Annotated in this window: 20 protein-coding genes; 12 read left to right on the top strand and 8 right to left on the bottom strand. The window is 67.9% G+C overall.

All coding sequences use genetic code 11. The annotated features are described in order from the left end of the window. The first annotated feature begins 14 nt into the window (after window positions 1-14). Genes rarD through recO form a run of 3 tightly spaced genes read left to right on the top strand, consistent with a single transcriptional unit; the run spans window position 15 to window position 2154 of the window. Window positions 15-926 carry an EamA family transporter RarD gene (gene rarD / locus ACFOM8_RS06535; protein ID WP_377760418.1) on the top strand — a complete coding sequence of 304 codons (912 nt, stop codon included), beginning with the start codon at window positions 15-17 and terminating at the stop codon, window positions 924-926. A 58-nt stretch (window positions 927-984) separates the two neighbouring features. Further along, window positions 985-1416 carry a VOC family protein gene (locus tag ACFOM8_RS06530; RefSeq protein ID WP_377760620.1) on the top strand — a complete coding sequence of 144 codons (432 nt, stop codon included), beginning with the start codon at window positions 985-987 and terminating at the stop codon, window positions 1414-1416. Further along, window positions 1417-2154, top strand: coding sequence for a DNA repair protein RecO (gene recO / locus ACFOM8_RS06525; RefSeq protein WP_377760417.1), 738 nt, complete (start codon window positions 1417-1419; stop codon window positions 2152-2154). It abuts the gene before it with no gap. Here recO and ACFOM8_RS06520 read toward each other — a convergent pair. Continuing rightward, window positions 2148-2621, bottom strand: a complete 474-nt coding sequence (locus ACFOM8_RS06520) for an META domain-containing protein (protein WP_377760415.1) — start codon at window positions 2619-2621, stop codon at window positions 2148-2150. The two genes, recO and ACFOM8_RS06520, sit on opposite strands and share 7 nt — an antisense overlap. A gap of 80 nt (window positions 2622-2701) precedes the next feature. Beyond that, window positions 2702-4309, bottom strand: coding sequence for an acyl-CoA dehydrogenase family protein (locus tag ACFOM8_RS06515; RefSeq protein ID WP_377760413.1), 1608 nt, complete (start codon window positions 4307-4309; stop codon window positions 2702-2704). A 145-nt stretch (window positions 4310-4454) separates the two neighbouring features. Between ACFOM8_RS06515 and ACFOM8_RS06510 the strand changes: the two genes are divergently transcribed. The 4 genes from ACFOM8_RS06510 to rnr are packed head-to-tail and all read left to right on the top strand — an operon-like array spanning window position 4455 to window position 9026. Continuing rightward, window positions 4455-5219 (top strand): sulfite exporter TauE/SafE family protein, encoded by a 765-nt coding sequence (locus tag ACFOM8_RS06510; RefSeq protein ID WP_377760411.1) that lies wholly within the window; start codon window positions 4455-4457, stop codon window positions 5217-5219. Window position 5220: 1 nt separating this feature from the next. Next, entirely contained in the window at window positions 5221-6357 is a 1137-nt protein-coding gene (gene dapE, locus ACFOM8_RS06505; protein ID WP_377760409.1) for a succinyl-diaminopimelate desuccinylase, read from the top strand. Then, entirely contained in the window at window positions 6354-6770 is a 417-nt protein-coding gene (locus tag ACFOM8_RS06500; protein WP_377760407.1) for a GNAT family N-acetyltransferase, read from the top strand. The genes dapE and ACFOM8_RS06500 overlap by 4 nt, the downstream gene beginning before the upstream one ends. A 12-nt stretch (window positions 6771-6782) precedes the next feature. Next, on the top strand, window positions 6783-9026 hold the full coding sequence (gene rnr, locus ACFOM8_RS06495; RefSeq protein ID WP_377760405.1) for a ribonuclease R: 2244 nt from the start codon (window positions 6783-6785) through the stop codon (window positions 9024-9026). Between the two features lie 72 nt (window positions 9027-9098). Here rnr and ACFOM8_RS06490 read toward each other — a convergent pair whose 3' ends face one another. Together ACFOM8_RS06490 and ACFOM8_RS06485 are read right to left on the bottom strand one after the other, a co-directional pair. Further along, window positions 9099-10604, bottom strand: a complete 1506-nt coding sequence (locus ACFOM8_RS06490) for an HlyD family type I secretion periplasmic adaptor subunit (protein WP_377760404.1) — start codon at window positions 10602-10604, stop codon at window positions 9099-9101. Continuing rightward, window positions 10601-12352 carry a type I secretion system permease/ATPase gene (locus ACFOM8_RS06485; protein ID WP_377760402.1) on the bottom strand — a complete coding sequence of 584 codons (1752 nt, stop codon included), beginning with the start codon at window positions 12350-12352 and terminating at the stop codon, window positions 10601-10603. The genes ACFOM8_RS06490 and ACFOM8_RS06485 overlap by 4 nt, the downstream gene beginning before the upstream one ends. A 142-nt stretch (window positions 12353-12494) precedes the next feature. On the opposite strand from ACFOM8_RS06485, the gene ACFOM8_RS06480 reads away from it, so the two are divergent. After that, window positions 12495-13265: an MlaA family lipoprotein gene (locus tag ACFOM8_RS06480; protein ID WP_377760400.1), complete on the top strand. Its 771-nt coding sequence runs from the start codon at window positions 12495-12497 to the stop codon at window positions 13263-13265. Then, window positions 13255-13857 (top strand): MlaC/ttg2D family ABC transporter substrate-binding protein, encoded by a 603-nt coding sequence (locus tag ACFOM8_RS06475; protein ID WP_377760398.1) that lies wholly within the window; start codon window positions 13255-13257, stop codon window positions 13855-13857. The genes ACFOM8_RS06480 and ACFOM8_RS06475 overlap by 11 nt, the downstream gene beginning before the upstream one ends. 82 nt (window positions 13858-13939) lie before the next feature. Here the strand turns inward: ACFOM8_RS06475 and ACFOM8_RS06470 are convergent, their stop codons facing one another. The 4 genes from ACFOM8_RS06470 to ACFOM8_RS06455 all read right to left on the bottom strand — a co-directional run bounded on the left by ACFOM8_RS06470 (window position 13940) and on the right by ACFOM8_RS06455 (window position 19973). Further along, window positions 13940-14719, bottom strand: a complete 780-nt coding sequence (locus ACFOM8_RS06470) for an ATP-grasp domain-containing protein (RefSeq protein ID WP_377760396.1) — start codon at window positions 14717-14719, stop codon at window positions 13940-13942. Between the two features lie 106 nt (window positions 14720-14825). Continuing rightward, window positions 14826-17075, bottom strand: coding sequence for a transglycosylase domain-containing protein (locus ACFOM8_RS06465; RefSeq protein WP_377760395.1), 2250 nt, complete (start codon window positions 17073-17075; stop codon window positions 14826-14828). Window positions 17076-17231: 156 nt separating this feature from the next. Then, entirely contained in the window at window positions 17232-18635 is a 1404-nt protein-coding gene (locus ACFOM8_RS06460; RefSeq protein ID WP_377760393.1) for an ammonium transporter, read from the bottom strand. A 336-nt stretch (window positions 18636-18971) separates the two neighbouring features. Next, window positions 18972-19973, bottom strand: coding sequence for a polyprenyl synthetase family protein (locus ACFOM8_RS06455; RefSeq protein WP_377760391.1), 1002 nt, complete (start codon window positions 19971-19973; stop codon window positions 18972-18974). Between the two features lie 77 nt (window positions 19974-20050). Between ACFOM8_RS06455 and ACFOM8_RS06450 the strand changes: the two genes are divergently transcribed. The 3 genes from ACFOM8_RS06450 to ACFOM8_RS06440 all read left to right on the top strand — a co-directional run bounded on the left by ACFOM8_RS06450 (window position 20051) and on the right by ACFOM8_RS06440 (window position 21236). After that, on the top strand, window positions 20051-20260 hold the full coding sequence (locus ACFOM8_RS06450; RefSeq protein WP_154765863.1) for a putative signal transducing protein: 210 nt from the start codon (window positions 20051-20053) through the stop codon (window positions 20258-20260). Continuing rightward, the gene (locus tag ACFOM8_RS06445) at window positions 20253-21008 is read left to right on the top strand and encodes a tRNA1(Val) (adenine(37)-N6)-methyltransferase (protein WP_377760389.1); all 756 of its coding nucleotides are present in this window, start codon (window positions 20253-20255) and stop codon (window positions 21006-21008) included. Before ACFOM8_RS06450 ends, ACFOM8_RS06445 begins: the two co-directional genes overlap by 8 nt. 63 nt (window positions 21009-21071) lie before the next feature. Continuing rightward, window positions 21072-21236, top strand: a complete 165-nt coding sequence (locus ACFOM8_RS06440) for a YdcH family protein (protein ID WP_377760388.1) — start codon at window positions 21072-21074, stop codon at window positions 21234-21236. Window positions 21237-21308 lie beyond the last annotated feature (72 nt).

The following is a 21308-nucleotide window of genomic DNA, read 5'->3' as shown; positions in this document are numbered from 1 at the left end:
CCTATGCAACGGGCATGAGCAACACGCCCCAATCCGGTGATTCCCTGCGCGGCCTGGTTCTGGCCACCACCACCTATGTCCTGTGGGGGTTCCTGCCGCTGTTCATGAAGCAGCTGGCCCATGTCCCTCCGACCGAGGTGATCGCCCACCGCGTGTTGTGGTCGCTGCCCATCGCGCTGGCCGTCCTGCTGTTGCAGCGCCGCTGGGCCGAAGTCGGCGCGGCCCTGCGCCAGCCCCGTCTGCTGGCGATGGCGGTGGTGACGGCGGCGCTGATTTCGATCAACTGGATGATCTATGTCTGGGCGGTGGGCAACAACCACGCGCTGGATGCGGCGCTTGGCTACTATATCAATCCGCTGTTCAGCGTGTTCATGGGCGCGACGCTGCTGCGCGAACGCCTCGGCCGGGCGCAGGTCGCGGCCATCGCCCTGGCCGCGCTGGCTGTCGTGGTGCTGACGGTGCAGTTAGGCCGCCTGCCCTTGGTGGCGGTCGGGCTGACGCTGACCTGGGGCCTTTACGCGTATTGCAAGAAAAGCCTGCCGCTGGGGCCGACTCAGGGCTTCACGCTGGAGGTGCTGCTGCTGACGCCCCCCGCCCTGGCCTATGTCGTCTGGTTGACGGCCGGCGGGCAGTCGCATTTCGCGGCGGGCAGCGGGTGGGACACGATCCTGCTGATCGGCTGCGGTCCCGTGACCGCCGTGCCGCTGATCTGCTATGCCACGGCGGCCAAGCAGTTGCGCCTGTCCACCATCGGCATCCTGCAATACATCGCGCCCACGATGATCTTCCTGACCGCCGTGCTGATCTTCGGCGAGCCGTTCGGGACGGCGCAGATGATCGCCTTTCCGATGATCTGGGCGGCGCTTCTGATCTATACGCTGTCCATGCTGCGCGGGGCGGGGGCGCGGCGGCGGGCCATCACCTGACTTGGCAGGCCCCTTGCCGCGTGCCAAGCTGGCCCGACCAGCCGGAGGTCGCATGTCATTGTCCCGCCAGCGCATCACGCTTGTCACGCTTGCCGTGGCCGACATGGCCCGGGCCCGGGCTTTCTATGAAGGGTGGGGGTGGACGCCCCACAGCCGTCCGCAGCCCGGCGTCACCTTTTACCAGATGAACGGCGCGGTGTTGGCCCTGTTCGGGCGCGCCGACCTTGCCGCCGACCAGGGCCGGCCGGACGCGACCCTGGGCACCGGCGCGGTCACGCTGGCGCAGAACTGCGCGGACGACGCGGAAACCGACGCGGTGTTTCAGGCGGCGGTGGACGCGGGCGCCACGGTCCTGAAGCGCCCCGAAAAGGTGTTCTGGGGCGGCTATTCCGGCTATTTCGCCGATCCCGACGGCCATGTCTGGGAAATCGCCACCAACCCGTTTTGGCCGCTTTCCCCCGACGGGTCGCTGACCCTGCCCCCCGCCTGAATGGAGTGGCAGGCCGAGGGCACCGTTCTGGCCCGCCGCCCGCATGGCGAGACGGCGGTGATCCTGGACGTGCTGACCGATGGGCACGGCCGCCATTCCGGGCTGGTGCCGGGCGGCCTGTCGCAAAAACGGGCGGCGATGCTGCAACCGGGATCGCGGCTGGATCTGCGCTGGCGGGCGCGGCGGGACGACCAGCTGGGCACCTTCGCGGTGGAGCCGGTGCGCCTGCGGTCCGGCCTGATGGCCGATCCCCTGGCGCTTGCCGGGCTGAACGCGGTGTGTTCGCTGCTGGTCTTCGCGCTGCCCGAACGCGACCCGCACCCGGTTCTGGCGCGCGACACCGAACGCCTTCTGGACCTGATGGAAACCGCCGCCGATTGGGGCGCCGAATACCTGCGTTGGGAAATGCGCCTGCTGGAGGAGATGGGCTTCGGCCTGGACCTGTCCTCCTGCGCCGTGACGGGCGCGCAGGACGGGCTGGCTTATGTCAGCCCCAGATCGGGCCGCGCCGTCAGCCGCGAAGGGGCGGGGGAATGGGCCGACCGGCTGCTGCCCTTGCCGGGCATCCTGGGCGGGGCCGGGAACAATCGCGGGGGGGGCCTGGCCGAGGGGCTGGCGATCACCGGCCACTTCCTGACCGCGCGGATCGCCGGGGAACTGGTGGGCCGCCCGGTTCCGGCCGCCCGCCAGCGTCTTGTGGACCGGCTGGCCCGCGGCCAGCCCAAGGCCGGCTACTGACCGGCGCGCGCCTGATCCAGCGCCGTGACCTGGTCCTGCGTCCCCGTCACGCCGCGTTCGAAGATCAGCCAGGTTTGGGGCGATTTCACCTTCAGCACGCCGCCGTAGTATTCCATCTCGGTGGCGGATTGCAGAACCTGGAAGAAGCGGTTCTCGATGGTGGCGTTCTTGCCGCAGGGGACGTTGGTGGTTTGCAGCGGCGACAGCTGGACCAGCGGCAGCTCCGCGTTGTTCTTGGCCCCATAGCCGTTGCAGGGGCCGCGGCCTGATACGGTGGTTTCGGCAATGGTCAGCGTCATGTTGCGCAGCGGCACGGTCGCGCCGTCCATGCCGACAAGGGCGTAATCGCCGCCCGGGATGAAGCCGCGGTCGTCGGGCGAGGGGGGCGGTGTCTGCTCGCAGGCGGCCAGGGCAAGGGTGGCGGCGGTCAGCGCGCCGAATGTGCCGAAACGGGCAAGGCGGGACATGGTGAAAGCTCCTTGGGGCGATCGTCGAATGGGGAATGCGGCAAAACCGCTTTGGTTGCAGCACCCTAGACGAATTGCGATCAGCCTAACAGCCGCCGGGCGATCACTTGGGCCTGAATTTCGGCCGCCCCTTCAAAAATATTCAGGATGCGTGCATCGCACAACACCCGGCTGATCGGGTATTCCAGCGCGAAGCCGTTGCCGCCGTGGATTTGCAGCGCATTGTCGGCGCTGGCCCAGGCCACGCGCGCGCCCAAGAGCTTGGCCATCCCGGCCTCGAGGTCGCAGCGCCGGCCGTGGTCCTTTTCCCATGCGCTGAAATAGGTCAGTTGCCGCGCAATGGCGATCTCGACCGCCATCATCGCCAGCTTGTCGGCGACACGGGGAAAGGCGATCAGCGGCTTGCCGAACTGCTTGCGGTCCAGAGCGTATCGCAGGCCCAGTTCCAGCGCGTTCTGCGCAACCCCGATGGCCCGGGCGGCGGTCTGGATGCGCGCGGATTCGAAGGTCTGCATCAGCTGCTTGAACCCCTGGCCGGTGGCGCCGCCCAGCAGGTTCTGGTTCTTGACCTGGAAGCCGTCGAAGCCAAGCTCGTATTCCTTCATGCCGCGATAGCCCAGCACCTCGATTTCCCCGCCGGTCATGCCGGGGGTGGGGAAAGGGTCGGCGTCGGTGCCGGGCGTCTTCTCGGCCAGGAACATCGACAGGCCGCGATAGTCGGCGGTGTCGGGATCGGTGCGGGCCAGCAGCGTCATCACATGGGTGCGCGCGGCATGGGTGATCCAGGTCTTGCTGCCGGTGATGGTCCAGCTGTCGCCGTTCCGGACCGCGCGGGTCCGCAGGCTGCCCAGGTCGCTGCCGGTGTTGGGTTCGGTAAACACCGCCGTGGGCAGGATCTCGCCGCTTGCCAGGCGCGGCAGCCAATGGGCCTTCTGCGCGTCGGTCCCCCCGGTCAGGATCAGTTCGGCGGCGATTTCCGACCGCGTGCCCAACGACCCGACGCCGATATAGCCGCGCGACAGTTCCTCGCTGACCACCACCATGGCGGCCTTGGACAGGCCCAGGCCGCCGAACTCCTCGGGGATGGTCAGTCCGAAGACGCCAAGCCCGGCCAGTTCCGCGATGATGTCCAGGGGGATCAGCTCGTCCCGCAGGTGCCAGCCATGGGCATGGGGCACCACCTTGTCGTCGGTCCAGCGGCGGAACTGGTCGCGGATCATCTCCAGATCCTCGTCGAGGCCCGTCGCGCCAAAGGTCGCGCTGCCCTGGGCGTCCGCCATCAGCGCGGCCAGCCGGGCGCGGGCCTCGGGCGTGTTGCCCGCCATCAGCGCGCGCGCGGCGTCCGAAGGCCGCCAGTCCAGGCCCAGGTCGGACAGGCGGGCGAATTCGGTCTGGCTCATCGGAATGCCGCCGGCGATCTGGGTCAGGTATTCGCCGAAACCGATCTGCGCGATCAGGCCCTCGATCTCTCCGCCCACGCGGCCCGACCAGGCGGCAAGCTGGCGCAGCGATTGGGCATAGGTCGCCAGCCAGGACAGCGCATGGGCCGCGTGCTGGTGGCGCTCCAGCGCCTCGGGGTCGATCTTGCCTCCGGCCGAGACCACGGCGCGCAGGGACTGGGTGGCGCGGGCCTGCAACTCGGCCAGTTCGGACAGAACGGTGTCAAGCTGGTGCGGCATGTCTTTCATGATCGGCTCCGTTGCGGCATTGCGGCATGGGTAGCGCCTTCGCAACCGCAGCGCAACAATTTTGCGCGGCAAGGATCATTCCGGCACGAAAATGTCCGTCCGATCCGGCATTCCCATTCCGTGTCCGCCCCGCTAGCTTGCCCGCATGTTTGGACTGGATCCCTGGCAATTCTGGACGATCTTCGCCGTGACGGCCTTTGCGGGCTTCGTGAAGGGCGCCATCGGATTCGCCATGCCGCTGATCATGGCCTCGGCCTTCGCATCCGTCCTGCCGCCGCAGACGGCCCTTGCGGCGCTGATCCTGCCGGTGCTGACCACGAACGTCCACCAGGCGCTGCGGCAAGGCCCGGCGGAGGCGGTTCGGTCGATCCGCAACTTCCGCTGGCACATCGCCATGGTGCTGGTCTTTCTGACGCTGTCGGCCGGATTGGCGCGCCAGATCCCGCAAGGGCTGATGTATGCGCTGCTGGGCCTGCCGATCCTGGGCTTTGCCTTGTGGCAACTGGCGGGGCGCCCGCTGGCGCTGCCCATCCACCATCGCCGCCGGGCCGAGATCGCCACGGGCGTCATCGGCGGGCTTTACGGCGGCATTTCCGGCATCTGGGGGCCGCCGCTGGTGGTGCTGCTGCTGTCGCTGGGGGTGCCCAAGCAGGAACAGGTCCGGGTGCAGGGCGTCGTCTTCCTGCTGGGGGCGGCGGGGCTGACGGCGGCGCATCTGGCCTCGGGCATCCTGAACGCGCAAACGATCCCCCTGTCGGCGGCGTTGTGCGTTCCGGCCTTTGGCGGGATGCTGGCGGGCTTTGCCTTGCAGGACCGCATGGATGTCGCGCAATTCCGCCGCTGGACCCTGATCCTGCTGGTGATCACCGGCCTGAACCTTGCCCGCCGCGCCCTTTCCGATTGGATATGACATGATCGACGCCGCCGACCTGACCGCCCGCCTGATCCGCTGCCCTTCCGTCACGCCCCAGGAAGCGGGCGCCCTGGTTCTGCTGGGCGACCTGCTGACGGATGCCGGTTTCGAGGTCCGCCGCGTCGACCGCAACGGCACCCCCAACCTGTTCGCCCGCTGGGGCGCCAAGGGCGCGCGAACCCTGGGCTTCAACGGCCACACCGATGTCGTGCCGCCCGGCGACGGAGCATCCTGGACCCATCCCCCCTTCAGCGGGCATGTGGAAGACGGCATCATCTGGGGCAGGGGCGCCACCGACATGAAATCGGGCGTCGCGGCCTTTGTCGCGGCCGCCATCGACTTCGTGCGCGAAACGCCCCCGGACGGCGCGGTGATCCTGACCATCACCGGGGACGAGGAAGGCCCGTCCCGCGACGGCACCGCCGCGATCCTCGACTGGATGGAGGCAAACGGCGAACGCATGGACGCCTGCATCGTGGGCGAGCCGTCCAACCCCGAGATCATGGGCGAGATGATGAAGATCGGCCGGCGCGGGTCGGCGACCTTTACCGTCACCGCCAAGGGGGTGCAAGGCCATGCCGCCTATCCGCACAAGGCCAGAAACCCGCTGCACGCGCTGACGACCTATCTGAACGACCTGATCGCCGTTCCGCTGGACCAGGGGACCGACCACTTCGACCCGACCGGCTTGCAGATCACCTCCATCGACTGCGGCAATCCGGCCTCCAACGTGATCCCGGAGGCGGCGCGGGCGGTGGTCAACATCCGCTTCAACGACCTGCACACGGCGGCCAGCCTGCAAGCCGACTTGACCGCCCGCGCGGCCCGCGTGACCCAGGCGACCGGTGTGGCGCTGACCATCCAGACCCAAGTCACGGGCGAGGCGTTCCTGACCCAACCCGGCCCCTTTGTCGATCTGGTCCGCAGCGTGGTCGCGCTTGAAACCAACCGTCAGCCGGCGCTGTCCACCACCGGCGGCACCTCGGACGCGCGCTTCATCAAGAACCACTGCCCGGTGGTCGAATTCGGCCTGGTCGGGGCCTATATGCACCAGGTGGACGAACGCGTGCCGGTCGCGCAGGTCCGGCAGCTCAAGACCATCTATCAGCGGATCCTGGAAAGATATTTCGAATGAAGATCGAACGCACCACCGACCTTGCCGCCTGCCACGCCCTGCGCCGCGCCGTGTTCATCGAGGAACAGGGCGTGTCCGAGTTCGAGGAGCTGGACGACAAGGACGATCAGGCGATCCATCTTCTGGCCTGGCAGAACGACAGGCCGGTGGGCAGCGCGCGCATCCTGCTTTTGGGCGATACCGGCAAGATCGGCCGCGTCTGCGTTCTGCCTCAGGCGCGCGGCACGGGTCTTGGCGCGGCGCTGATCCGTGCGGCGCTTGACGTGCTGCGCGGCCAGCCGGGGATCGTCCGGGCCAAGTTGGGCGCGCAGACCCATGCCTTGGGCTTTTACGAAAAGCTGGGCTTTGCCGCATATGGCCCCGTTTACGACGATGCGGGGATCCCCCATCGTGACATGACCCGCGACCTTTGAAGGATCCGCACGATGGCCCGGCTTCCCAGCAAGGAACAGATCATGGAATGGGTCGCGGAGCATCCCGACGCCAATTCCAAGCGCGACATCGCCAAGGCTTTCGGCATCAAGGGCGCCGAACGGATCGAGCTGAAGCGCCTGCTGAAGGAGCTTGAGGGCGAGGGGCATCTGGAACGCCGCCGCCGCCATTACCTGGACGCCGAACGCCTGCCGCCGGTGACGGTGCTGGAACTGCTGCCGCCGGACGGCTCGGGCGACCTGTGGGCGCGTCCGCTGGAATGGCACGGCGACGGCCCCCGGCCGCGCATCCTTTATGCGCCCCGCGACAGCGACCCCGCGCTTGGCCGGGGCGATCGCTTCCTGGGCCGCCTGGTCGAGGTTCATGGCGAGGAACACCAGTATCAGGCCCGCCTGATCCGCCGCATCACCGCAGCAGCCCACCGCATCACCGGCATCTTCCGCAAGGAGGCCGAGGGCGGGCGCATCGTTCCCATCGACAAGGGCCAGGACAAGGAATGGCGCGTCCGCCCGGATGCGACCCAGGGCGCGCAGAACGGCGAACTGGTGCAGGCCGAACAGATCGGACCCAAGGGCCGCATGGGCCTGCCCATGGCGCGGATCATCGACCGGCTGGGCGATCCTTCGGCCCCGCGCGCGGTCAGCCTGATCGCCATCCATCAGCACGGCATTCCCGACGACTTTCCCGATGCCGTGATCGCCGAGGCCGAAGCCGCCAAGCCCGCCACCATCAAGGGCCGCGAGGACCTGCGCGACCTGCCGCTGGTCACCATCGACCCTTCGGACGCGCGCGACCACGACGACGCGGTGGCCGCCCATGTCGAGGAGGACGGCGGCGCCACCATCTGGGTCGCCATCGCCGATGTCGCGCATTACGTCACCCCCGGTTCGGCCCTGGATCGCGAGGCCTGGCTGCGCGGCAACTCCACCTATTTTCCCGACCGCGTGGTTCCCATGCTGCCCGAGGCGCTGTCGGCGGACCTGTGTTCGCTGCACGAAGGCGTGGACCGCCCGGTGATCGCGGTGCGGATGCGGCTGGACGCGCAGGGCAACAAGATCAGCCACAACTTCCATCGCGGCATCATGCACAGCCGCGCGTCCCTGGCCTATGAACAGGCCCAGGCGGCGGCGGACGGCAAGCCGGACGCCCGGACGGAACCGCTGATGGACAGCGTGATCCGGCCCCTGTGGCACGCCTACGGGCTGCTCAAGGAAGCCCGCGCCCGCCGTCAGCCGCTGGACCTGGACCTGCCGGAACGCCGGATCGAGCTGACCCCGGACGGCCGCGTCAAGTCGGTCAACTTCCGCGAACGTTTCGACGCCCATCGCCTGATCGAGGAGTTCATGGTTCTGGCCAATGTCGCCGCGGCCGAGGAACTGACCCGCCGCCAGCGCCCGCTGCTGTTCCGCGTCCACGAGGAACCGAGCCTCGCCAAAATCGACGCGCTGCGCGAAGTGGCCCAGGCCTCGGGCTTCACGTTGGCCAAGGGGCAGGTGCTGCACACCAGCCACCTGAACCGCCTGCTCGCGCAGTCCGAGGGCACCGATTTCGACGAGCTGATCAACATCAGCACCCTGCGGTCCATGACCCAGGCCTATTACCATCCCGAGAATTTCGGCCATTTCGGGCTGGCGCTGAAAAGCTATGCGCATTTCACCTCGCCCATCCGGCGCTATTCCGACCTGATCGTGCATCGCGCGCTGATCACCGGGCATGGTTGGGGCAAGGACGGGCTGTCGCCGCAGGACATGGAGCGGCTGTCCGAAACCGCGGCCCATATCAGCGAAACCGAACGCCGCAGCATGGCCGCCGAACGCGACACGACCGACCGTTACCTCGCGGCCTTCCTTTCCGAGCGCGTGGGAACCGAGATGACAGGCCGCATCAGCGGCGTCCAGAAATTCGGCGCCTTTGTGAAACTGGACGAAACCGGGGCCGACGGGCTTCTGCCGATCCGCGCCATCGGGCAGGAATACTTCCACTTCGATCCCGACGCGCAGATGCTGATCGGCAGCGACACCGGGCTCGAGATCGGCCTGGGCCAGCGCGTCACCGTCAGGCTGGCCGAGGCGATCCCGATGACCGGCGGGCTGACGCTGGATCTGCTGGAACTGGACGGCCAGCCCCTGCCGCGCGGCCCGCAAAAAGGCCGGCGCGGCCGCAGCCCCCGGCCGATGTCCACCAAGTCGCGCCTGGCCGAGATCAAGCGCGCGACCACGCGCCGCCGCAGGAAATGACCCCGCTGCCTTCACCTTTGTCCAAATATCCTCTGGGGGTGCGGGGGGCGAAGCGCCCCCGCCGGCCCACACTCAGCTTTCCCGGAACGCCCGGTTGAAGTAATCCGCCATGGGCTTCAGCAGATAGGCCATCGGGCTGCGCTCGCCCGTCTGGATGAACACCTCGACCGGCATGCCGGGGATCAGGGCCAGGTCGCCCAGCTTGGCAAGCTGGTCGGCGGGGATCGTCACCTCGGCCCGGTAATAAGGCATCTGCGTCGCCTCGTCCATCAGCGCGTCCGCCGACACCCGGCCAAGCATCCCGTCGATCTCCGGCGTCGTGCGCGACGAAAAGGCCGAGAAGCGCAGCACCACAGGCTGGCCCACCTGAACCTCGTCCACATTGATCGTCGCCAGTCGCGCGCTGACAACCAGCGGGCGGTCCTGGGGGATCACGTACAGTACCGGGTCGGCGGGCCGGATGACCGAGCGGGGCGTCGTCACCTGCATGTTGTAGATGACCCCCGCCGCGGGCGCGCGGATGTCCAGGCGGTTGATCTGCTCCGTCAGGCCCCGGCGGCGTTCGGCCAGTTCCAGTTCGCGATAGCCCAGGTCGCGCAGTTCCGTTTCGGCCTCTTCGCGCCGTTCGGCGCCAAGGCGCAGGCGCTGGATGTCCAGTTCGGTCTGGCGCGTCTCGGCCGCCGCCCGGCTGGCCTTCAACTCGCCCAACTGCCCGTCCAGGCTGGCGGCTTCCCGCCGCAAGGCCAGCACGCGGGATGCCTGCGCAAGCCCCCGGTCCAGCAGGGATTGCTGGTCCTCCAGTTCCTCGCCGATCAGCTCGCGCTGGCGGTCGAGGGCGACGATCTGCGCGTCGATGCCCTCGACCTGCTGGCGGACCTGTTCGGACTGCTTTTCCAGCTGCTCGATCGACTGGCGCAGCGTGTCGCGGCGGGTTTCGAACAGGCTGCGCTGGCCTTCGATCAGGGCTTGCAGGTCGGCATTGCCTTCCGCCGCCGCCAGCAGCTCGTCCGGGAACCGCATCGTCTCGGCATCGCCGCGCTCGGCTTCCAGCCTGCCGCGGCGGGCGAGGATCTCGAAATACTGCCCTTCGACGATGGCATGTTCGGTGCGCAAAAGGTTGCCGTCCAGCCGGATCAGGGGCTGGCCCGCCTCGACCGTCTGGCCGTCCTTGACCAGGATCTCCTCGACCACGCCGCCGTCGGGGTGCTGGACGACCTGGCGCTGCTGCTCGACCTCGACCTGGCCCGAGGCGACCACCGCGCCCGCGATCCGGCTTTGCATGGCCCAGAGGGTGGAGCCCCCCAGCAGCACGGCAATGGCGACCAGCCCCGTCGCCAGGGTGCCGCGCACCGACCAGCGGCGCGGATCGGGCGGCGCGATCGGCCGGGGCGGCGCGGGCGGCTGGACCGGAGGCAACGGCTGGGCCGGAGCCGCGGCCACCGCGGGACGCGGGGCCGGACCGGGGATCGGCCCCTCGACCGGGGCGCCGATGCGGCTGGACAGGATCCCCGCCTGGATGCCGGACGGACCCGGCGCAGGGTTCTGCCCGTCCTCGGGCTTTTTCATTTCGTCGCTCATGACACGCCCCCCGCGCGGCCGGCTTCCTGCGATTTCAGGATCTGTTGGGAATTCTGAACCATCTCTTGCAGCACCTTGTCACGCGGCCCGAAGGCGCGGCGGATGCCCTGTTCCATCACCAGCAGCAGCTCGCATTCGTTGATGGCCGCGGGCCTGTGCGCCATGATGATCACGCAGCCGTTCTGCGCCTTGACCCGCCGGATCGCCGCGTTCAGCGCCATCGAACCCTCGTTGTCGAGGTTCGAGTTCGGCTCGTCCAGAACCAGCAGCACCGGGTCGGGATAAAGCGCGCGGGCCAGCCCGATCCGCTGGATCTGCCCGCCCGACAGCCGTCCGGCCGCCTGGCTGATGCGGGTGTCGTAACCCTGCGGCAGGTCCAGGATCATCTGATGCGCCGCCGCCGCCTGCGCCGCGCGCACCACGCGGGCCGGGTCGGGTTCGGGCGCGAGCCGGGCGATGTTCTCGGCGATGGTGCCGTCGAACAGCGTCACCTGCTGGGGCAGATAGCCGATCAGGTTGCCCAGCACATCCGGGTCATACTGGTCCAGCGTCGCGCCCCCCAGGCGGATCGAGCCCGCGCCGACCGGCCAGGCCCCGATCAGCGCGCGGGCCAGCGTGGACTTGCCCGCCCCCGAAGGGCCGATCACGCCAAGCGCCTGCCCCGGCGCCACCGCAAAGGACACGCCGCGCACCGTCGCCACGTTCTGTCCCGGAGGGGCGACGGACAGCTGGCGCACCTCGAGCGCGGCCTCGGGGCGGGGCAGGGGGGTGTGGCTCACCTGCGCGGGCTGGCGCGACAAGAGCCGGGCCAGCCGGTCCCAGGCATCCTGGGCGGCCTGCACCGCCGGCCAGCCGCTCACCAGCTGTTCGACCGGCGCCAGGGCCCGCCCCATCATGATCGAACTGGCGATCATCGCGCCCGGCGTCACCTCCTGTTGCAGCACCAGCCAGGCGCCGGCGGCCAGCATCGCGCTTTGCAGGAACAGCCGGAAGCTCTTGGAAAAGACGGTGAAGCCCGACGACAGGTCGGCGCCGCGCACCGCCTGTTCCTGCGCCTCGGCCCTGGCCTTGCGCCAGCGGGCATAGGTCGCGCTGCGCATTCCCAGGGCGCCGATCACCTCGCCCTCGTCGCGATACAGATCGGCCATGCGCTGCGCCTGCGCCGAGGCGACATTCGACTGTTGCAGCGGCGTCTTGGTCAGCCAGCGGTTGGCCATCGTTGTCAGGACAAGGATCGCCCCGCCGACCGTCGCCACAACCCCCAGCAGCGGATGGAAGATATAAACACCCGCCAGGAACAGCGGCGCCCAGGGCAGATCGAACACCGCCAGCAGCACGGGCGAGGCGATCAGCCGCTGCACCGCGTCCAGATCGCGCATTCCGCTGGCCGCGGCAGCCGATTCGTCGCCCGAAATGGCGCCTTCGCGCAGGGCGGCGGTGAAGACCCGCCCCTCCATCCGGTCCTGGAAGCGGGCGGCGATGCGCGCCATCACGCGGCTGCGGATCAGGTCGACGAAGCCCATCAGCAGGAACAGGAACACCACCAGCACGAACAGCGCCGTCAGCGTCTCGACCGAGCGCGAGGCCAGCACGCGGTCGTAAACCTGCAACATGAACAGCGGCCCGGTCAGCATCAGCAGGTTCACCACGGCGGAAAACAGCGCAACCGCCGCGAACAGCGGCAGCCCCGTGGCGCGTGCCTTGCGCAATTCCTTTGCCCCATCCTGGAATACAGGCGGTTTGCTCATCTATCACATTCCTCGTTCTCTGCCCGGTGGCCTTGCTGCCGGGCCTGAGCGCCAGTATGCGGAACCCGGATGCCGCGGTCGAATCCTGATCGGTTCCTATACCCGCTCTATGCCAAAAAGGTTAGAAGATCCTTTGCGCCTCTTGTCCCTTGCCGCCCCCCTGGCTTTTTTTCTGGTTCTGGCGGGCTGCGCGTCCAAGCCTGCGATGCAGAACGGCATCCCCGTCAACGACCCCTTCGAGACGCAGAACCGCCGCGTCCATGCCTTCAACAAGGCCCTGGACGCCCGGGTGATCGGCCCGGCCGCCAGGCTGGCCTCGGGCAGGGAGGACAGGGGGCCGGACGGGCCGGGGGCGATGGATCCGGTGATCAATGCAGGCGCGAACCTGTCGCTGCCCGGCAAGGTGGCGAACAGCCTGCTGCAAGGCCGTCCCGAACCCGCGATCAAGAATTTTTTCCGCTTTGCCGTCAACACCACGCTGGGCATCGGCGGCCTGTTCGACCCGGCCGGCCGCGACTTCGGCCTGCCCGAGCAGGACACCGACTTCGGCGAGACCCTGGCCGTCTGGGGCGTCCCCGAGGGCGCCTATCTGGAATTGCCGGTTCTTGGCCCCTCGACGCAGCGGGACGCGGTGGGCAAGGTCGTCGATCTGGTGATCGACCCGCTCCATCACCTGCTGCACCGCGACGCGGCCTGGGCGGCCCTTGGCTTGCGCGCGGCCTCAAAAGCCGGTGATCGGGCGCGATTCGGCGACACGGTGGATAGCGTCATGCAGGACAGTGCGGATAGCTATGCGCAGCTGCGGCTGATCTATCTGATGCACCGCCGATACGAACTGAACGAGGGGGGAACCGAAATTGACCCATATGCCGAGGCCGCCGCGGTTGACGCCATCGACCCTTATGCCGAATGACCGGCGCAGCGTCCTGGCGCTGCTGGGGGGGGCCGCGGCGCTGACGCTGGCGCCCCTGCGCGGGGCCTGGGCGCTGGACGCCCGGCAGGCCGGCGTGCTGATCAGCACCGCCCTGGACGAGGTGTATCAGGTCATCAACTCGGGCCAGCCGCCGGAGCGGATGTATCGCGATTTCGAATCGATCTTTGTGCGCTATGCCGATGTGGACGTGATCGCCCGGTCCGCGCTCGGCCCCGCCGCGCGGCTGGCGGACCCGGCGGCGCTGGCGGGCTATACCCGGGCTTTCCAGGGCTATATCGGCCGCAAATACGGCAAGCGGTTCCGCGAGTTCATCGGTTCGAAGATCGAGGTGACGGGCGCGCGCCCGCTGAAAAGCTTCTACGCCGTGACCTCGGTCGCCTACCTGAATGGCCGCGCCCCGATGGAGGTCGAATGGCACGTGTCGGACAAGTCTGGCCGGGACAAGTTCTTCAACATCATCATCGAGGGCGTGAACATGCTGGCCAGCGAACGCGCCGAGATCGCCGCCATGCTGACAGCGCGGCGCGGCGATCTGGCGGCGCTGACGGCGGATTTGCAGGCGGCGGGGTAGGAGCGTCACCTTACGCCTTGGTAAAAGTGCTGTTCGTAAACCTTTATGTCGCTTTTGCGGGACGAAGCTGCCGCTCGCAGTGTCAGGCCATCCCGTCTATCGTTGCCGCAAGCTTCGCAAGGTCAGCCGCATAAAATCCTGCGGCATTGATGCAGTTCGTCTCCACCAACCGCAGCCCTTCTTCGGTGCGGCAGATGTCCATGACATAGGCAGGCGAATAGCCTTTGTTCAGTCCAGCCAGGGTCTGGGCGAACTCCAGGGCATCCTCGTCGATCTCATGGCGGTATGTTACCCGCGCTCCTTCTTTGTAGAGTGAATAGGTGACGACATTCCCGTTTACGATCCAGATGCGCCACTCCTTGAGGATCCGGGCAGGCCGGGTCAGCATCATCAGCGTGTCAGGGCGCAATGAGCCATTGGGGATTTCGTCCGGGTCCAGCGCCATGACCTTGCGGGCTGTCTCGCGAATATCCGCAGCGGTCTTGACGTTTCCGGCCTGCTCCTTGCTGTCGGCGACCGGCCGAATGAACCAGTGGCGACCATCGTCAGGTAGTTTTGCCTCGATCTCGCTGACATGAAGAAATGCCGCATCCGGACCGTTGAGCATGAAGGATTGCCACGGCTTCTCATGGACGAACGGCGCTATCCGGAAAACACCTGGATGGAAGCGCTTGGCTTCCGCGTATCGCCACAGCGTGTAGGAACCGAACATCACCACAGCCAGCGGGTCGCGCACGTCAGGCTCGGGCACAAGCTCGCCGATGAACGGAACAACCTTGTGCCACGAGTAATGGATGCCCAGTCGGTCAAGCGCATCCGCAAGCTTCTGCGTGTCCTCGAACTGCTGAAGAATCCACTGCATTTCGTATTACTTCCCATATCGCGAGATTGAGCTTGAGAGCATACAAGAGTCCCAGAGCCAATGACCGCAATGGGCTCAAACCGACACTTGCTTAGCTGACGCAATCTCAATTCCCTCCCAGGATCCCGTTCAGGGCCCGGCTCAAGGCATCGTCCGAACTGGCCGTGCTGCTGCTGCCCGGCGTTTGCGGGGCCGTCGCCTGGGTCGGCACCCCCGGTGCCGGATTGGCCGAATTGACGGCACCGGCCAAAGCCGCCGCCAGCGGATCGTCCGCCGAGCCCGAGGTCACGACCTTCGGCGCGCCCTCGTTCGACAACAGGATCCCGCTGCCGTCCGGCGAGACGGTGGACAGCCGCAGCTCCGGCAGCCCGTCGTGGATGTCGGACATCACCGCCTGCCAGATCTCGGCGGGCAGGCCGCCGCCGGTGACGCCCTTCAGCGGCGTGTTGTCGTCATAGCCCATCCAGACGCCGACGACATACTGTTCGGAAAAGCCCACGAACCAGGCGTCGCGATAGCTGCTGGTGGTTCCGGTCTTGCCCGCCACGGGGCGCGAGCCCATCTTGGCGCGCCCGCCGGTGCCGCTGTCGATCACCTGTTGCATCATGTAGATCAGCTGGCCCGCCGCGCGCTGGCTGATCACCCGCGCGCCCATGCCGCCCGACTGGCCCATCAGCGGCTCGTCGTCGCCCGCGATGCGCAGTTCCACCAGACCATAGGGCGCGACCGAGGTGCCGCCGTTGCGGATGCCCGCATAGGCGCCGGTCAGCTCCATCAGGGTGGCCTCGGACGCGCCAAGGCCCAGGGACGGGCTGGTGGTCAGGTTGCTGACGATGCCGAAATCATGGGCGATGCGGCGCACGGCGTCGCGACCCACGGTTTCCTGCAAGCGGATCGTGGCGGTGTTCAGCGACTGTTTCAGCGCCGTGGTCAGCGTCACGTTGCCGTAATAGCGGCGGGTGTAGTTCTGCGGCGACCAGGGCTTGCCGCCGGGAATGCGGATGGTCAGCGGCCCGTCCTCGACCCGGTCGCCGGGACCAAAGCCCGCTTCCAGGGCGGCGGCATAGACAAAGGGCTTGAAGGAGGAGCCGGTCTGGCGCTTGGCCTGGACGGCGCGGTTGAAGGCGCCGTTCACGGTGGTGTCGCGCCCGCCGATGATGGCGCGCACGGCGCCGTCGGCGGACATCACGACCACCGCGGCCTCGGCCTTGCTGTTGTCGCTGACCTTTTCGTCGAAGATCCGCTTCAGCGCCCGTTCCGCCGCCGTCTGGATGCGGGGGTCGAAGGTGGTGCGGATCGTCACGTCCTCGGTCGTTTCGCTGGTCAGGAAGCCGGGGCCGGATTCCATCACCCAGTCGGCGAAGTAGCCGCCCGCGCGCGCTTCGGCGGCCTGGGACAGGCGCGCGGGGGCGGCGCGGGCCCGGGCGACCTGCTCATCCGTCAGATATCCTTCCTCGGCCATCAGGCCCAGAACGACGTTGGCGCGTTCCTGGGCGCGCTTGAGGTTCGCGGTCGGCGCGAAATAGCTGGGCGCCTGCAACAGGCCCGCCAGCATCGCGGCCTCGGAGGCGTTCACGTCGGAGGCGGGCTTGTTGAAATACCGCTGGCTCGCGGCCTCGAAGCCCCGCGCGCCGCCGCCCATGTAGGAGCGGTTCATGTAGATGTTGAGGATGTCGTCCTTGGAATACTTGGCCTCCAGGGCGAAGGAATAGGGAACTTCCTTGATCTTGCGCCACAGCGACGTGACGCGGCAGTCCTGTTCGAACTCGGCCTCGTTCTTCCAGCGGATCGGGTCGAAGGTATCGCCCAGGCACAGCAGTTTCGCGACCTGCTGGGTGATGGTCGATCCGCCATGCCCTTCCAGCGGGCCGCGCCCTTCGGCCAGGTTGATCTTGATGGCGCTGGCGATGCCGACCGGATCGACGCCCAGGTGCCAGTTGAAGCGCCGATCCTCGGTCGCCATCACGGCCTGCTTGAGAACCGGGGCGATCTTGTCGCTGGTCACGGCGCCATAGGTTTCGCCCCGCCAGGCGAAGACCTTGCCGTTTGTGTCCAGCATCGTGACCGATCCGCGCGCGCGCGCGTCGAACAGCGCCTCGGGTTCGGGCAGAGAGGCGTAGAAATAGGCGGTGGCGCCGCCGACGATCAGGAACAGGACCATGGCCAGGCGCCAGGCCGATCCCCACAGGATGCGCCAGATCAGGCCGACGGTGCCCGCGACGGTGCGCATGACCACGTTGCCCCGCCGGGGCTGCTTGTGGCGGCGGACCTGCGGCTTGGGGTCGGCCGGGAGAGTGCGCTTGTCGGCAACAGGGCTGCGGCCCGTGCGCTTCGGGGTGCCGGTCGGTCGTTTCATGCGTCGGATGCCTGCGTATCTGCCCGGCCGTTCAGCGGCCAAATTATGCCGCACCCTACACCAAGAATCGCCTGGGGGGAATTGCCCTGACCGATCCGTGATTTGCGCAGGAAAAAGGCCCGGCTGGCGCCGGGCCTTCGGCGATCGGCGGTTGCTTCAGTTATAGGCGTTTTCGCCGTGGGTGGTGATGTCCAGGCCCTGCCGCTCGTCGGTATCGGCCACGCGCAGCCCGATCAGCGCCTTGACGATGTGGATGGCGACAAAGGACACCGCGCCGGACCACAGGATCGCGATCGCCACGCCAAGGGTCTGGTTGTAAACCTGACCGCCCATCGAGAATTCGGCCACGGCATTGGCGCCGTAGTCGAAAACGCCCGTGCCGCCCAGCGAGGGTGCCGCGAAGACCCCCGTCAGGATCGCGCCGACAATGCCGCCGATGCCGTGGATGCCGAACACGTCCAGGCTGTCGTCGATGCCCATGCGCGGCTTCACGCTGATCACGAACCACATGCACAGAAGACCCGCGATCAGGCCGATGGCGATGGCGCCCATGGGGCCGACGAAGCCCGCCGCCGGGGTGATGCCCACCAGTCCCGCGATGGCGCCCGAGATCCCGCCCAGCAGGCTGGGATGGCCGCGGAACGCCCATTCGCCGAAGGACCAGGCCAGCACGCCCGCGGCGGTGGCGACGGCGGTGTTGACCATCGCCAGCGCGGTCAGGCCGTTCGCTTCCAGGTTCGAGCCGGCGTTGAAGCCGAACCAGCCGATCCACAGCAGGCAGCCGCCGACCAGGGTAAAGGACAGGTTGTGGGGAGCCAGCAGTTCCTTGCGATAGCCGATGCGGGGACCGGCGACCATGGCGGCAACCAAGCCCGCCACGCCCGCGTTGATGTGGATCACCGTGCCGCCCGCGAAATCCAGCGCGCCATGGCTGAACAGCAGCCCCGAAGGCGCGTCATAGGCGGAAGGCCCGCCCCACCACCAGACCATGTGGGCCATCGGGATATAGGAAAAGAAGAACCAGATCACGATGAACAGCAGGATCGCGCTGAACTTCAGCCGCTCCGCCGTGGCGCCCACGATCAGGGCCGAGGCGATGCAGGCAAAGGCCATCTGGAAGATCACAAAGGACAGTTCGGGGATGACCACCCCCGCCGAGAAGCCTTCCACGTTGGACGCGGTGGTCACGCCTCCCAGGAACATCTTGGACAACCCGCCGACAAAGGGGGTGAAGACCGTCGCGTCGGCGGCCGTGCCCGCGCCGGTGAAGGCCAGCGAATATCCGAAGGCCACCCACAGGATCGCCGTCAGGCTGAACACCGTCAGCACCTGCATCAGCACCGACAGCATGTTCTTGGCCCGCACCAGCCCGCCATAGAACAGCGCCAGGCCCGGCAGCGTCATCATCATCACCAGGATGGCCGAGATCAGCATCCAGGTCGTGTCGCCCTTGTCCGGGACCGGAGCGGCAGCCTGAACCGCGACGGCGGCATCCTGCGCGAATACGGGCGCCGCGAGCAGCATCGCGGCAGCGGCAACAAAGGGAGCAGCCCTTTTCATCATCGAATCCCCTTCAACGCGGCACCGGACGCGCCGCCGATGCCTTCTGATGGGGGGCTTTGCGGCGCTTGCACAGGCATCTGACAAGCTGGGGAAAGGGCCAGACAAGGATTGCCCGGTTTCTGGGCTTCGCAAGCGGCCGCCGCGCGAAATACAGGCAAGCCCTGTCTGAACGCGCCCGCCCGCCATGCGTGGGCCATGCGTGGGCCGTGCATGGGGCCGTGCATGACTTGCCCCGAAACCCTTGGAATGGCGCAGAAAGGCCCTGGGCGTTCCACGGCCTTGTCCCGGTAGGGGGCAGGTCCGCGTGGCGGCCTTCCCCTGCGGGACAGGGGATCACGCGACCCGGCTGACCACGAAATCGGCCATGTCCGACAGCATGTCCCGGATCGGATGCGCGGGCAGCCTGGCCAGCGCCGCCTTGGCCGTGGCGGACCAGCGCAGGGCGTCGGCGCGCGCGGCCTCCATCGCGCCGTGGCGGGCCAGCAGGAACAGGGCGTGGTCCAGATCGCCGTTCTGCTGGTCGCCCGTTTCGATGGTGCGCGACCAGAAGGCGCGTTCCTCGGGCGTGGCGCGGGCGACGGCCTTGATGACCGGCAGGGTCAGCTTGCGTTCGCGGAAATCGTCGCCCACGTTCTTGCCGGTCGTCTCGGTCGCGCCGCCGTAGTCCAGCAGGTCGTCGACGATCTGAAAGGCGATGCCAAGCGCGTCCCCGTAATCGAACAGCGCCCGCACCTGATCCGGGCCGGCGCCCGCGATGACGCCGCCCACCTCGGTCGCGGCGGAAAACAGCGCGGCGGTCTTGCCGCGCACGACCTTCAGGTAGACCCCCTCGTCCGTGCGCAGATCCTGGGCGGCGGTCAGTTGCAGAACCTCGCCTTCGGCGATGGTGGCGGCGGCATTGGACAGGATCTCCAGCGTGCGCAGGTTGGCGGGTTCCACCATCAGCTGGAAACTGCGCGCGAACAGGTAGTCGCCCACCAGAACGCTGGACTTGTTGTCCCAAAGCAGGTTCGCGGTGGGCCGCCCGCGCCGCTGGCGGCTTTCATCGACCACGTCGTCGTGCAGCAGCGTCGCGGTGTGGATGAATTCCACCGTTGCCGCCAGATGGATGTGAAAAGGCCCCGCGTAGCCCATGATCCGCGCGGCGGCCAGCGTCAGCATGGGCCGCAGCCGCTTGCCGCCGGCCTCGATCAGATGGGCCGTCACCTCGGGGATGCGGGGGGCGTGTTCGCTGGACATCCGGTCGCGGATCAGGGCGTTGACCGCCTCCATCTCGGCGTTCAGCGCCTCGGACAGCCGATCCAGCGGTTTCTGGACGCTTTCCTGCACACCCATGACCTTAACCCCCGTTGCCGCGCCCGTCCCTTGCCATGCCCTCGACAATTGCGCAACCGCCGCCTAGCGTTTCGGCCATGAAAGAACTGTTCCGCAGCAACGATCCCGTCCGCATGTCCCGCGCCTTGACCCTGCTGGAGGACGAAGGCATTCCCGCCTTTCCCATGGACCAGCACATGAGCGTGCTGGAAGGATCGCTGGGCATCCTGCCGCAGCGGCTGATGGTGGCGGACCGCGACGAGTTCATGGCCCGCGCCATCCTGCGCGACGCCGGCCTGGATGAGTGACCTGTCGGATGACGGCTTCCTGGACGGGCGCCTGCGGGTCGCGCAGCCCCGGCGCGGCTTCCGGTCGGGCGCCGATGCGGTGATGCTGGCGGCGGCCTGCCCGGCCGTCGCGGGCCAGGCGGTGCTGGAACTGGGCTGCGGGGCAGGGGTCGCCAGCCTTTGCCTGGGCTGGCGTGTGCCCGGCCTGCACCTGGTGGGGCTGGAAGCCCAGGCCGATTATGCCGGCTTGGCGCAGCGGAACGCCCTGGCGAACGGCATGACGATGCAGGTGCTGACCGGCGATGTGGCGCGCGCGCCGGACCGATTGCGGACGATGGTCTTTGATCATGTCATCGCCAATCCCCCTTATTTCCTGGGCGGCACGGCGGCGCCCGACGGCGGACGCGCCCTGGCCCGGCGCGAGGACGCGCCCCTGGCCGCCTGGATCGACGCGGGCCTGCGCCGGTTGCGGCCCCGCGGCATGGTGACGCTGATCCAGCGGGCCGACCGGCTGGATGCGGTCCTGGCCGCGTTGGCGGGGCGGGCCGGATCGGTCGCGATCCTGCCCGTGGCGGGCCGCGCGGGCCGCGCGGCGGGGCGGGTGATCGTCCAGGCGCAAAAGGGCGCACGGGGCTCGCTGCGGCTGCTGGCGCCTTTCGTCATGCACCGCGAACCGGCCCATGCTGGGGATCGGGAAGACCTGACCGACGCGGCCTCGGCGGTTCTGCGCGAGGGTTCGCCGCTGGTCCCGCTTTTTACAAAACTCTAGTGACAGAATCGAAAGCCTGTGCTGCAATCCCTCTGTTCGACTCAACCTATACAGGAGGACGCGATGTCGGTTGCTTCCCACGTCGAGGAACTGCGCAAGAAACACCAGGTGCTTTCCGATGCCGTTGAAAAAGAACAAAGAAGCCCTGGGTCCAGCGACATGCAGATCAAAGCCATGAAGCGCGAGAAACTTCGTCTCAAGGAAGAGATTTCCCGACTGTCCCACTGACCCGTTGAACGGTGACCCATTTGAAGCGGCCCGCGCGATCAGCGCGGGCCGTGGTCTTTTGCCGCAGCCCCG

Source organism: Paracoccus angustae (assembly GCF_042648745.1).
GTDB lineage: Bacteria > Pseudomonadota > Alphaproteobacteria > Rhodobacterales > Rhodobacteraceae > Paracoccus > Paracoccus angustae.
Note: the sequence above shows the minus strand (reverse complement) of the source record. Positions and strands in the feature narration are given on the sequence as shown.

Excerpts from the sequence above, each read along its gene's own strand:
- ACFOM8_RS06460 (WP_377760393.1), bottom strand. The coding sequence starts at position 18,635 with ATGAAAAGGGCTGCTCCCTTTGTTGCCGCTGCCGCGATGCTGCTCGCG.
- ACFOM8_RS06440 (WP_377760388.1), top strand. The coding sequence starts at position 21,072 with ATGTCGGTTGCTTCCCACGTCGAGGAACTGCGCAAGAAACACCAGGTG.
- rnr (WP_377760405.1), top strand. The coding sequence starts at position 6,783 with ATGGCCCGGCTTCCCAGCAAGGAACAGATCATGGAATGGGTCGCGGAG.
- dapE (WP_377760409.1), top strand. The coding sequence starts at position 5,221 with ATGATCGACGCCGCCGACCTGACCGCCCGCCTGATCCGCTGCCCTTCC.
- ACFOM8_RS06445 (WP_377760389.1), top strand. The coding sequence starts at position 20,253 with ATGAGTGACCTGTCGGATGACGGCTTCCTGGACGGGCGCCTGCGGGTC.
- ACFOM8_RS06485 (WP_377760402.1), bottom strand. The coding sequence starts at position 12,352 with ATGAGCAAACCGCCTGTATTCCAGGATGGGGCAAAGGAATTGCGCAAG.
- ACFOM8_RS06450 (WP_154765863.1), top strand. The coding sequence starts at position 20,051 with ATGAAAGAACTGTTCCGCAGCAACGATCCCGTCCGCATGTCCCGCGCC.
- rarD (WP_377760418.1), top strand. The coding sequence starts at position 15 with ATGAGCAACACGCCCCAATCCGGTGATTCCCTGCGCGGCCTGGTTCTG.
- recO (WP_377760417.1), top strand. The coding sequence starts at position 1,417 with ATGGAGTGGCAGGCCGAGGGCACCGTTCTGGCCCGCCGCCCGCATGGC.
- ACFOM8_RS06500 (WP_377760407.1), top strand. The coding sequence starts at position 6,354 with ATGAAGATCGAACGCACCACCGACCTTGCCGCCTGCCACGCCCTGCGC.
- ACFOM8_RS06470 (WP_377760396.1), bottom strand. The coding sequence starts at position 14,719 with ATGCAGTGGATTCTTCAGCAGTTCGAGGACACGCAGAAGCTTGCGGAT.
- ACFOM8_RS06515 (WP_377760413.1), bottom strand. The coding sequence starts at position 4,309 with ATGAAAGACATGCCGCACCAGCTTGACACCGTTCTGTCCGAACTGGCC.
- ACFOM8_RS06510 (WP_377760411.1), top strand. The coding sequence starts at position 4,455 with ATGTTTGGACTGGATCCCTGGCAATTCTGGACGATCTTCGCCGTGACG.
- ACFOM8_RS06490 (WP_377760404.1), bottom strand. The coding sequence starts at position 10,604 with ATGAGCGACGAAATGAAAAAGCCCGAGGACGGGCAGAACCCTGCGCCG.
- ACFOM8_RS06475 (WP_377760398.1), top strand. The coding sequence starts at position 13,255 with ATGCCGAATGACCGGCGCAGCGTCCTGGCGCTGCTGGGGGGGGCCGCG.
- ACFOM8_RS06520 (WP_377760415.1), bottom strand. The coding sequence starts at position 2,621 with ATGTCCCGCCTTGCCCGTTTCGGCACATTCGGCGCGCTGACCGCCGCC.
- ACFOM8_RS06465 (WP_377760395.1), bottom strand. The coding sequence starts at position 17,075 with ATGAAACGACCGACCGGCACCCCGAAGCGCACGGGCCGCAGCCCTGTT.
- ACFOM8_RS06455 (WP_377760391.1), bottom strand. The coding sequence starts at position 19,973 with ATGGGTGTGCAGGAAAGCGTCCAGAAACCGCTGGATCGGCTGTCCGAG.